General features: G+C 57.3%; 8 protein-coding genes and 1 pseudogene. 3 read left to right on the top strand and 6 right to left on the bottom strand.

The features are described 5' to 3' along the window. Positions 1 to 575 precede the first annotated feature (575 nt). Positions 576 to 2,411, bottom strand: coding sequence for a glycoside hydrolase family 3 protein (locus FQ705_RS11635; RefSeq protein ID WP_260854450.1), 1,836 nt, complete (start codon positions 2,409 to 2,411; stop codon positions 576 to 578). A gap of 565 nt (positions 2,412 to 2,976) precedes the next feature. Here FQ705_RS11635 and FQ705_RS11630 point away from each other — a divergent pair. Next, a complete protein-coding gene (locus FQ705_RS11630; protein WP_186307831.1) occupies positions 2,977 to 3,948 on the top strand; it encodes a helix-turn-helix domain-containing protein in 972 nt (323 codons plus the stop codon). Between the two features lie 1,007 nt (positions 3,949 to 4,955). Here FQ705_RS11630 and FQ705_RS11625 read toward each other — a convergent pair. The 4 genes and pseudogenes from FQ705_RS11625 to mdlC all read right to left on the bottom strand — a co-directional run bounded on the left by FQ705_RS11625 (position 4,956) and on the right by mdlC (position 9,089). Beyond that, positions 4,956 to 5,390, bottom strand: coding sequence for a MaoC family dehydratase (locus FQ705_RS11625; protein ID WP_144140889.1), 435 nt, complete (start codon positions 5,388 to 5,390; stop codon positions 4,956 to 4,958). Positions 5,391 to 5,554: 164 nt separating this feature from the next. Then, positions 5,555 to 5,725 (bottom strand): annotated as a pseudogene (locus tag FQ705_RS11620) (benzoyl-CoA-dihydrodiol lyase); the annotation flags it as partial. 62 nt (positions 5,726 to 5,787) lie between these two features. Continuing rightward, positions 5,788 to 7,251: a benzaldehyde dehydrogenase gene (locus FQ705_RS11615; protein ID WP_144140887.1), complete on the bottom strand. Its 1,464-nt coding sequence runs from the start codon at positions 7,249 to 7,251 to the stop codon at positions 5,788 to 5,790. Between the two features lie 254 nt (positions 7,252 to 7,505). Continuing rightward, positions 7,506 to 9,089, bottom strand: a complete 1,584-nt coding sequence (gene mdlC / locus FQ705_RS11610) for a benzoylformate decarboxylase (protein ID WP_144140885.1) — start codon at positions 9,087 to 9,089, stop codon at positions 7,506 to 7,508. Positions 9,090 to 9,199: 110 nt separating this feature from the next. Here mdlC and FQ705_RS11605 point away from each other — a divergent pair, with 110 nt between their 5' ends. Continuing rightward, positions 9,200 to 10,093, top strand: coding sequence for a LysR family transcriptional regulator (locus tag FQ705_RS11605; RefSeq protein ID WP_260854448.1), 894 nt, complete (start codon positions 9,200 to 9,202; stop codon positions 10,091 to 10,093). 113 nt (positions 10,094 to 10,206) lie between these two features. Here FQ705_RS11605 and FQ705_RS11600 read toward each other — a convergent pair whose 3' ends face one another. Beyond that, entirely contained in the window at positions 10,207 to 10,647 is a 441-nt protein-coding gene (locus FQ705_RS11600) for a DoxX family protein (RefSeq protein WP_144140881.1), read from the bottom strand. 102 nt (positions 10,648 to 10,749) lie between these two features. On the opposite strand from FQ705_RS11600, the gene FQ705_RS11595 reads away from it, so the two are divergent. Further along, positions 10,750 to 11,718: a LysR family transcriptional regulator gene (locus tag FQ705_RS11595; protein ID WP_144140879.1), complete on the top strand. Its 969-nt coding sequence runs from the start codon at positions 10,750 to 10,752 to the stop codon at positions 11,716 to 11,718. Positions 11,719 to 12,020 lie beyond the last annotated feature (302 nt).

The raw sequence follows: 12,020 nt of genomic DNA, 5'->3' as shown, positions 1-12,020 counted from the left end.
CACGTCAGACTTTATTGCATACGGCTCTGGACGTGCGTTACATATGTTTGCCAGATCGATATGACGAAGTCCGCCGAACTCCATTCTGGTATATTCTGGGATTCGCCATAGATATATTAAAAAATAGTGATAGTTATTCCCTACTGCTGAGTCGCGGCAAGATCCTTTTGAATTCCGTTATCGTTTTGACAGGAAATCTGTAGGTTGAAGCATCCAATGATGGCGAAACTACTCAATAAGCGCGGTGCAGCGCGAGTAGCCCATACAACCCAAAAGGGTTGCGACAACGAGGGCAGGGGTCCCTACTTACAGGTCGCGCGGCGACCGCGGTCAAATCTTGGATAGTTCGATACATGCGCGACGTCCGCGGATAGGCATGTGGATCCTTCCGAAAGTGGCTCGGAAAGCATGCGCCCGAAGGGGGCGGGAGTCCATGCCGTCAGACTCAATGCGGACGGGCCTTTCTGGCGACGTCGAACTGAAGACTCGCGTTGACGAGAAGCGCGGCGCACAGTGATCGGAAATGGGCTGTGCGCCGTACGATTCGCCAGGCAGCGAATACACGCATCAAACCATCAATACTTCAGACCATACCCGAACGGATACAACGGATGCGCCGTATCGTGCGGAACATCTTCCAGTTGCGCCTCTACCTCCGCCATCGATGAAGGCAACTCGAACGGCAGCTTGCCTTGCGGCTCGCCCTTGCCGGTCAGCACATCGAACAGCGCCGTATCGCTCGCGCCGAAATTCGCGAGGATCGCGGTGACCTTGCCCTGCACGTTGGTCAGGATCGCGGGACGGTCCATGTACACCGAGACGACCTGCTTCGGCGCGCCAGCGGCCTGCTTGATCGCCTCGTAGTCCTTGCTGCCATCAACGAACGCAAGACTCCCCTCATGCTGCAGCGAGCCGAACATGTATCTCGGATGCAGTGTTTGATACGGCGTGCTCACGCGTAGAATCGCAACATCGGCGGCCTGCGGCGTAGCCACGACTTGGTAGCCGTATTGTCGCGCTACCCTGGGATCGATGCCGTACAGCCAGACCTTCTTACCGCCGGCCGCCATCGGCAGCAGCTTGTCCTTGTTTTGCAGCAGAACCATGGAACGGCGTTGCGCGTCGAGCGCCTGCGCCTGGAAATCCGCATTGCCGACGATTTTGCTTGCCGCGCTCGCATCGACATACGGATGGTCGAACAGGCCCTGTAGAAATTTTTGCAGCAGCACCCGATACGCGGAATCGGCGAGACGCGACTCCGGCAGAAGCCCCTGATTGACGGCCTGGATCAGGAGGCTCGGATCGTTCTCGCCGCCGAACTGATCGATGCCGGCGTCCACCGCTTTCACGAAACGCTGCAACCGCGTCGCCCTCTCCATGCCCCAAGGCATGCCGAGTCCGACGATCGACGGAGAACCAGACGACACACCGCTCATGCAGTTCGCGTCGCAATCGGAAGCGACCAACCAGTCCGACACAATCACACCTTTGAAGCCGTACTTGCCGCGCAGCAGGCCTGTCAGGAGCGGCTTGTCGTAGGCAGCGCCAACCTGTTCCAGCGCGATGCCATCGATCGTCACCGCACCATCCGGCTCGGAATAAGTCGGCATCACGGAACCGACGTTGGCGGCGAATGCACCTTCGAATGGCTTCAGGTGATAGGCGTAGTTGTTGCCCGGATAGGTCGCGAAGCGGCCGTAGTAGTTATGGCTGTCGAAGCCAGACTTCTGCGCACCATAGCCCGCCCAATGCTTGACCACCGCGATCACGCTATTCGCCTGAATGCCCGTGCTACCGGCCTGGATGCCTTCGATATATGCCTGCACCTGCGCGCGCGTCAGATCGGCGTCCTCGCCGAACGTACCGTTGATGCGCGCCCAGCGCGGCTCAGTGGCCAAGTCAGCTTGCGGTGACAGGGCCTCGGTGATGCCCACCGCGCGATATTCCTGGCGCGCGATATCGCCGAATTTGCGCGTGAGCGATGCATCGCCGATGGCCGCGAAGCCCAACGTCTCGGGCCACTTCGAAAAGCCACTGTCGCCAGCACTCGCGCCCAACACGGACTGGAAGTGATTGCGAGGATCCGAACTGATCGACACCGGAATGCCCAGCCGCGACTGTTCAGCAAGAGTCTGGATCTGATTGTCCTGATCGGCCATGCTGCCCGCGTCGGCGATCATACGCGTGAGAAACGTGCTGACGTTGCGGTCGTCGATCTGCGTTTTCAGCGCAGCCATGTCGTAGGCCGCGCCTGTACCCGTGCCGGTCGCATCGTTCAACATGGGCACGGTGCCGTGCATCATCAGACCGGCTTTCTCGGCAAGCGTCAGGCGGCCAACGAGATCGTGCGCGCGGACCTCGGCGGCGAGACGCCAGTCTTCATACGGTTTGAGCTGGCCGCTCTTGTCCATGTCCTTAAACTTCAGCCCGTCTTGGCTGATGAGTTTCAGCGTCGTGTAGCCGAAGTCCCGTTGCGTGACCGAAGGCGTGAGGGAATCAACACTGCTGCAGGCGTAAAAGCCCACTGTAAGCGCAGCGGCCGATCCCATCAGTGCTGAGCGGCAAATAACAGCTTTTGAGGAAAAGTGCATCCATGTCTCCTAGAATCAGGGTTGGTTTGAGTGCGACCAACCGACCTTACAAATAGCCGCAAAATACTTTATCGCCTTATTTCCATCGGCGTTTTACCGCTGGGTGCAGTTTTTATCCTTAAGGAGCGTGACGTGTAAAACAACACAAGAAAACCTCGCCGCGCCTACGCGATTGCGTTAAGAATCGCGTGCTTTGACGCTGCGCGGCGGGCGCAAGCTATGGCAATTGCCGATGGCGGCATCGGCAATTCATCTTCAAGATCGTGCGACGATCATTTTTTTATAGCCCATGTCGTCCACCACGCCAGCACGGTTTTGCGGCCACGGTCGCACCGTTTCGAATCGCATCGCTGTTCTCGCCATGAACGCCGCGGAGCGCGCCGGTATGTCGCCGCACGTTTTCACCGCCCGCACCGGCATTGGCGAGCAGGAACTGACGGACAGAAACGGCCGCATCGATGGTGCGCGGCATCGGCGAATGGTCGAGTTGATGACGGGCGCGGGAAACTCGGCGCGTATCGTTCCCGATGAGCCACGCACGTTATTTCCGGATTTTCCCGTGCTCGGCAATCTGTGCCTCAACGCGCGCACGCTGCGTGAGGCGTTGGCATGGTTTCACACGTTTCGCCCGCTGATCGGCGACTTCGATTTTCTGTGCTTTCGCAAAACACCGGACTATGCGCAGTTCGAGTACATCGGCGAATTCGCGCCGAACGATGGTTTACAGGCGCTCGCGAATTTTCAAGTACTGGCGAGCCTGATTCGTGCCTACGACGACACGCGTCGCACCGTGTTCCATGCTTCGCTGATGGGCCCCGCGCTGCCGAAGCCGCTAGATCCTAGTGAGTTTCTGGGTGCGCAGGTGCGATACGACGCTGACGCGAACCGTTTGCAGTTCGCTGCTGCGCTGCTCGACGTACCGTTCGTTCACTACAATACAGCGCTCGCGCCGTTCCTACATGAGCAAGCACAGCGTGAACTATTGCGCATCAAACGGGGGCACCTCGTTTCGAGCAGCGTCGAACGTCTCATTGGCGAAATCACCGACACCGCCGACGAGTGGCATACGCCTTCATCGCTGCTCGCACAGGTTTGCGAACGGCTGAATACCTCGCGGTGGACCTTGAACCGACAGTTGCAGACCGAGGGTCTGCATTTTACCGAGCTCGAAGCGCGCGTTAAGTTCAAGAAAGCGTGCCGCCTGCTCGGCGAAACGCGGTTGAGCCTCGGGCAGATCAGCGAACAACTCGGCTTTTCGTCGCAAAGCGCCTTCACGCGATTTTTCCGCTCACGACACGAAGCGCCGCCGTTGACGTTCCGGCAGAGCAGACAGTTACGCCATCAACTGCAGGAATAGTGTCGGGTTCGATCTGGCCTACTGTCGCTGTACTAATGCTTATTACCGGGCTCTCCCGGCGCAAAATGACCATCGCTTTCGCAAGGAACGCAGCGCCGAGACAGTGACATGCCCTGACTCGATCCGCTTTAGATCGCCACGCAACGTGTACACATAGCCATGGCCGCCTTGGCCGGTGAGTTCCTTCGCAAGTCTCTCTATCAAGTGCCGAAAAGTTCGATCGGAGGCAAACCGAAGCATACGGTTATAAGGAGTCGCTTTAGGACGTTAAAGGCATCACCTAGCGTATAGTGCAGCTCCCTAGCTTTTTAACGTCCCAACCCGTTTGCTCGTGTCTGCGTCGCTTGTGCCCAATATCTCCTTGTCGGGCGAAAAGATCGCCTCCAATTCACGAGGCAAACTGTCGGCGAGGAATGGCTTACACGACGAGCGCAGCCACCGTGGCGGTCATGTCAGCCGGGAGCTCACCGACCACTGACCGTACTGCCGCGGTGGTGGTGAAGCGCGTTTCATCACTGAATCCGCGCGGAGTGGAGATGGAGATGCAGTTGACAGAGGCGATAGTTCGGCGCACGGTGGCGCCGTTCCCCAGCACCGTCAAAAATGTTCTGGTTTGTGAGCGCACTGGCGTTATCCGTGTCCCTTCCTTTTCCCGCGCCGGACCCTTGCCGCAACTGTCGGATTGAGCGCTTGCGGTGGTGCCAGGTCAGCGTCACTAACGCCTCGAAAATCCCGATCCGGTCACAGAGCGTCGCGATGCTATACCGAATTTGCAATGTCGCGACCGGCGCTCTACGTGCCGTCTAGCTGCTTCACCCATTGGCACCTCCGGATTCCGTAAGGCGTGGACACGAAATGAAGCTGAGGCGAACCATCGCCCTCTTCGCAAGGTTGACTTAGGTGAGAGGTGACTCGCGTCATCTGGAGAGCTTTAAGTTTTGATGCGGTCAGCTCGTCCCGGCATTCGAGCACGGGTCAACTACCGAAGTTAGCTCGAGGCAGCCTACTTACGCCGCATCAAAAAAGCTGTGCACCACGGTGTCGAAAACCTCAATTTTGCCTTGGTTGAACAGTTGCCAGCGCCATTTAACAATCCCTACGCCCGATTTCGAAGTTGACGGCCGGGCTTCGATGATCGTGGCTTGAAGCGTCAAGGAATCGCCCGGTCGCACTGGGCTCAACCATTTCACGTAGTCAAGTCCAGGGGAGCCCCACGATGCAGTATCCGAAAGAAAGGCATCGCATGCCAACCGCATGGCGATAGCGCTCGTATGCCACCCGCTCGCTATCAGTCCATTCCAACGACCGTGCTTCGCGGCTTGAGAATCCGCATGGAACCACTGTGGGTCATAGCGGTTGGCAAACTCGAGCACTTCTGTCTCGGTCACGACATATGGACCGGCTTCGATTATTTGGTTGTTACTGAAGTCGGAGAATTTCATACGCTTTTTTCCTCAGCGTCGACAAATAGCGGCGCCCGCTTCTCGTCTAAGGCACGAAGGCCTTCACGAGCGTCGGCACCGCCAAATCCTAGAATTTTTGCTGCCAATGATGCCTCGAGAGCTGGCCGCGCAGCCAGTGATTAAGGGATCGCTTGGTCCAAGCCATCTTCGAGCGCGATGCGGACTTCGTCGGCCCAGCTGATATCGTCCGGCGACGCCGTCACCAGACCCTGGTGCACGGCTTCAACCGGTTTGATCGCCTGACCGATCTTCGAGCGCACGGCGTCAATTAATTCGGCATCCTCATAGCCGCGGCGCGCATGACGTGATTGATGCGCCCGTCATGTTCCTCCTTGGATTGATACAATCGTCTGTTCATTTTTACCGTGACGGGACGCTAAAACGGGTATTGAATGGGCCTGTCAAGCAAGCTAACCCACTGAATCTGCGTGAATTCATGCAGGTTGGCGGGGCCACCGAAGCGCCCTCCATTGCCTGAAGCACCCATTCCACCAAATGGCACATGGAACTCGTTATTCACTGTCTGGTCGTTCACATGAACCATGCCGGAGTGGATCCGCGAGGTCAACGCAAGACCGCGTGCCATTGAGCCCGTGTGAATGGCCGCTGAAAGACCATACGCAGAGGCGTTGGCCAGTTCCACCGCCTCATCATCGCTATCGAATACCGTGATGGGCGCGACCGGCCCAAAGATCTCGTCCGTGAACGCCGGCATTTCGGGCGTAACGTCTGTTAGGACGGTCGGCCGATAGAACAGGTCTCGATACTCGCCGCCAGCGCGCAACTTCGCTCCCGCGTCAATACTTTGACGGACGATGCTGTCGATGCGATCGCGTTGCTTCTGGTTAATCAGCGGCCCGAGATGTACATCCTCCGTGGCAGGATTTCCAACATGGAGAGCCTCGGCACGCTGCGCCAGCCTTGTAGCGTACTGTTCGGCAATGGAGCGGTGCACAAGATGTCGACCGGTCTGCATGCAAATCTGGCCTTGGTGCAGGAATGAACCCCACGCTCCGCTGGAGCTAGCCGTGTCGACGTCTGCGTCGTCAAGCACAATGATCGCGTTGTTGCCACCCAGTTCGAGGGTGACTTTCTTCAACATCTGGCCACAGATGCTTCCGATCGAGCGGCCGACGGCGGTCGATCCAGTAAACGAAATCATGCCGACCTGTTCGTGCCGCACCAGCGCGTCCCCAGCTTCAGGCCCTCCAGGAATTACATGTAACACACCCGGCGGCAGACCGGCGTCCTCGAACACTTCCGCGAGCATCAGACCGCCCGCGACAGAGCTCTGCGGGTCCGGCTTGAGCACTACTGCATTACCAACCGCCAGCGCGGGAGCGACCGATCGCATTCCGAGGAGAATCGGGAAGTTCCACGGCGCGATAACACCAACGACACCAATAGGTACGTGACGACACAAATTCATGCGCCCCGGCATGGCTGACGGATAAAACTCCCCGACGGGTTGCATCGTCATCGCAGCTGCTGCCAGCAGTTGCTCATAGGTCGCGTGAAGCTCCCATTGTGCTTTTAGCAACGTTGAGCCGCATTGGCGAATATTCCACTCGTTGATAGCCGCTTCGCGCACCTTGAGCAATCTTGCGGCCTCTCGCAGCACTGCTGCACGCTGATCGAACGGCGTGGCCGCCCACTTTGCCTGAGCACTGGTTGCGGATTCCACGGCTCTGTCGATGTCCTGCCGGTTCCCGAGCCCAACCTGAGTCAACGTCTCGCCCGTGGAGGGGTCAACTACAGGAGACAGACCGCCGCTCGCCGTAACCCAGCCGTTTGAAAAAATGCGGTTGACCCATTCTGCTTTCTGTTCAACGACGCTCATGTTTTCCTCTAGTAAGTACTGTTATCGAAGGACCGGTTTCGCATCAATGCGCTGAAGCACCCACTCCGTCCGGTACGAAAATCATTCTGTAACTCGGGGGGTAATAACAGCGGCCACTGAGATGAGTCTACGCGCGACGAGCCCAAGCGGATTGGCGTTGAACGATGCTGTGAAACAGGGCGGCCGCCGGTAATTGACCTACAACCGCACCGAACCTGCGAGGCACGATTTAGCGCCAGCACCCTCGTTCGCAGTCATAGCTTCACGCGGGTCTCAACTTCAATTAGCATGGGTTTGCCTGCCGACAAGGCCTGCCGCAACGCAGCTACTAGCGCGTCGCTGGAATCCACATGCAGTGAGCTAACTCCGTAACCGCGCGCGAGTGCGCAGAAGTCCAACCCCGGAACGTCAAGGCCTGGAACGTTCTCCGCCTGCAGCACGCCGGCAAACCAGCGCAGTGCACCGTAAGTGCCATTTTTCATAATGATGAAGATGGCCGGAATGTCGTATCGAGCTGCGGTCCACAGCGCTTGAATACTGTAATTTGCCGATCCATCACCAATTACGCCGATGACTTGGCGCTCCGGTCTGGCGAGCTGGATGCCCACGGCTGCCGGAAGCGCAAAGCCAAGCCCGCCAGCTGCCGCGAAGTAATAGCTTCCGCTCTCCGTCATCCGCAGCCTCTCCCACATGATGGTCGTCGTCGAAGTCGATTCATTCACATAGATGGCATCCCGAGGCGCAACTTCATTGAGGATGTCGAAAACACGCTCAGGTGTTAGGGCGCCTGCATTTTCGGGAGCAGGTGCAGGCATCAGACGCGGCGCCGGTTGCGCACGCGAACTCTGGGATACCTTCTCGCTGAGTACCCGCAGAGCAAGCGCAACGTCTGCAACGATTGCTTGTCCCATCGGTGCGCGCGTCGCTTCGTTGATATCGCAAGTGACGGAAATCAACTTCGCACCTTCGGGCAGGAATTTTCCAGGCTCGTATTGGTGATAACGAAAGACTGGCCCCCCCACAACGAAGATTAGATCGTGTTCACACAGAAGACGACTGACGCTCGCTATGCCGGCGGGGAGCAAACCTCTGAAACAGTGATGGGTCGTCGGGAAAGAGCAGCGTGGCGCCGAAGGTGCCATCCATACCGGCATCGAAAGCTTCTCTGCAAGCGAAACCGCATAGCTGTTCGCGTTTGCTGCGTCGACATCCGGGCCTACGATCAGCACCGGATTTCGAGCGGACTCGAGAGATTCGACGAGCGAAGTCAGCTGATCCTCTGAAAGCGCCCCGGCCGATTGCACATTTCGACTGGCCAGATGCTCCGCGCCCGGGCCCGCGTCCTTGCCCCAGTCGTCATATGGCACGGACACATAAACAGGACCCGCAGCCGGCGCGGCCGCCATATGGATGGCTCGGCTCAGTGCAAGCGGCACTTCCTCTGCACAGCTCGGCTCGCAACTCCACTTCACAAGCGGGCGTGGCAATGCTACCGAATCGGTGTTTGCAAGCAATGCCTCGACGCCGATCATTCTGCGGACCTGCTGTCCCGCAGTAACTACCAGCGGGGTGTGCGAGTTCCACGCATTTGCCAGGGCGCCCATCGCATTGCCTGTTCCTGCAGCAGAGTGCAGGTTCACAAAACCCGGCTTGCCCGTGGCCTGCGCGAAGCCGTCAGCCATACCAACAACCGTCGCCTCCTGAAGACCGAGGATGTAGCGGAAGTCTTTTGGAAAGTTCGACAGAAAAGGTAATTCGTTGGAGCCCGGGTTGCCGAAGAACGTGGTCAATCCCTGCTCGCGAAGGATTTCGTAACAAACTTGGTGAACGGTGGTCATGGCATCTTCCTCATCGACGGAAGGATGGTAGAAGACCCGCTGAAATTAAACAAATTAGGATTTTTTCGATTTTATAATAGATAACATCTATATCATCGTTTACCATAATTATGACGGACCTTAATCTCATCCGGGCGTTTGTAGCCATCTATGAAACGGGGACCGTGAGTGCCGCGGCGAAACGATTGAATCTCACGCAACCCTCGGTAAGTCACGCTTTGAGCAGGCTACGCAACCTCCTCCACGATCCACTATTCACACGTGGCCGCCAAGGCATGGTTCCTACTTTCAATGCAACGCAGCTTTTCCACGCATTTAGTGACGCGATCGGAAGCATCGAAGGCGCTATCGCCGCGACCCGCCAGTTCGACCCATCGAAGTCAACGCGCCGTTTCCGAGTGGCCATGTCTGATCTGGGCGAATTCTATTTTCTGCCTTTTCTTGTTCGCGAGTTCCTGACCGTTGCGCCATATGTCGGACTGGAAATTGTTCAGCTGGACAGCGAACGAATCTCTGAATCGCTCGTCACTGGAAGCGTCGATGCCGCCGTAGGCAATCTTCAGTTCATAGGTGGCCGGGTGCGTAAACGGGCCCTCTTCACCGAGACTTATTCGTGTCTTCTCAGTACGTCTCACTGTTTCATCGGCGAAACCTTGAGTCTGCAGGAGTACGTCGCCGCTAGCCACGTCGTCGTTACGCCATTCACTGGACACCGTCTCGTTCAGGATGTCCTCACAGAAATGGGACTCACGCGCACCGTTGCGCTTCAGGTGCCGCACTTTACGAACATCGTCAACGTCGTTGCATCGACCGACCTGCTGCTGACGCTACCGACACGTGTAGCAAAATCGTTTGCGATGAACGGACGAATGCGAGTGCTACCGGTGCCCTTCCCAATCCCGACATTTGATGTCAATTTGTTCTGGCAGCCGGACACAGAAGATTCCGCTCCACAGCAGTGGCTATGCGAAACGATAGTCAAAAGTCTGAGTGGCATGGAATAGCGGGCTGGCAGATGCTTCTCAACATCTCGTCCGGGGTTCGTCGGTATACCTCGGCGAGTTATTCAGTGATCGCGCCGGGCGCCGGCAAATTGATCAGCAACGCTGGGGCACGGTCAGGCCTTGCTTCGAGCTCTGATCAGCACCTTCTGGGAACGCCCCCACGCAACGAAGATCGCCACCGTCAATAGAACCAAATTGATGGGCAGCATTGCGAATTCACCACGGCTGAAATGGAAGATCATCGCGAACGACTGAAGGACCGTGAGGCCGACCGCTGCCCATACCGTGAGCCGAGGCGCGATCCGAGTGAGCGCTGGCAATAGGATGCCAAGCCCTCCCGCCAGATCGACAAGCCCGGTGAAGCGGACGAAAGCCAACGGTAAATCTGCTGTCCAGGGAACCTGTGCGGCAAGTTGTGAAACTGGCAAAGTGAGTTTCGAGACGGCCGAAGCTACGAACAGTGCCGCAAGTGCTCCTTGAGCAATCCACAGGCCCAATCGCAATGGCCGCCCCGCCGCAGAGGAGGTGGGATTCAAAACGTTTTCTGCATTCATTTCTCACTCCATAGTCGAACAATGCTGCTGACATGCTCTCACCTACGGTCATGAACGAGAACGTCATAAACTAGATACTTTCGATCAGATAACTAGATAATCATGGATGCACCGACCCTTGACCGATTCGTAGTCTTCATCGCAGTCGCTGACTGCGGCGGCTTCGCCGCAGCGGCGCGAAAACTAGGCCGCGCTCAGTCGGCCATGACCTACGCGATTCGCGCTCTGGAAGAGGACGCCGGATTGCTGCTGTTCGATCGGACTGGCTACCGAGCAATACTGACGGATGCTGGTCGGGCCCTTCTGACACATGCGCGGCGAATAACCATGGACGTAGACGAATACCGACGCATAGCAAAGGGTTTCGCGAAGGGGTTGGAGGCCAATCTGACGTTGGTCGTCGATGATATGGTCCCAATCGGGCCCGTGGTCCGGGTCCTTTCGGGGTTGCACAAAGCATATCCCTCCGTGCATGTTCGACTAAAAGTTGAGCCTTACCAGCGGGCCTTGGAACTCATGGTCAACGGGCAGGCCAACCTTGGAATATTGGTCCAAGCGACAGCTTTTGGCTCGGCGCTTCAGTCCTTTTCCTGGACCGAATACAGCATGGTGCCAGTTGCCTCCCCTACCCACCCCCTAGTCACATTGCCGAGGCCCATCGCGTCGGATGCATTACACGGTCACATGCAGGTTGTTTGGACACCTTCGACAGCAACTGTGGATAGCCGCGACTATGGCGTCCATTCGTTGCATTGCTGGCATGTCACGGACATGAGAGCCAAACGTGAACTTCTTCGCGCCGGTGTCGGTTGGGGGACGCTACCCGATTATTTGGCTGCAAACGATCTCGAGGAGAAAAGGTTAGTGAAGCTTGAATTGCGCGATTGGGAAGGTCACGACCGTATGCCTGCCTACGCAACAGCAATAGTTCGACGCAAGGAAGCCGTGGAGGGTCCAGCCGCTCGGTGGCTGCTCGACGAATTTAAACGATCAGCGCAACTCCACCTCGGCGCACGAGACTCACGATACACCGCCGCGCCGCATTTCCAGTGGAATCAAACAGGCCATTGAAATATCCGTAACCGACAGGTGGGGATGTTTCTTGACACTGGTGTGTGCACGTGAATTCAGGTGCGTTCGGTCTGGAGTCTGTGGGCGACGACACGTGGAAGCAGTTCACCGACGCGACCGAACGTATCAGCGATGCGAGCAAAATGTCGCGTAGTTAGATTTGTAGATCGGGACCGTTCAATCTGGCCGTGGTAACCAACTTGTATATCACGCCCACCCTTTCGCCGCCACCGGTGGAACCGAAGTGCAGGAAGGTCCAGCGTCTCAAGTCTACTGTTCAGAGGCCGTATTCAACGACATCG

It is taken from the genome of Paraburkholderia sp. BCC1884, assembly GCF_900996225.1.
In the GTDB taxonomy this organism is placed as follows: Bacteria; Pseudomonadota; Gammaproteobacteria; order Burkholderiales; family Burkholderiaceae; genus Paraburkholderia.
The sequence above is the reverse complement of the archived record's forward strand: the minus strand, read 5'-3'. Positions and strand labels throughout refer to the sequence as shown.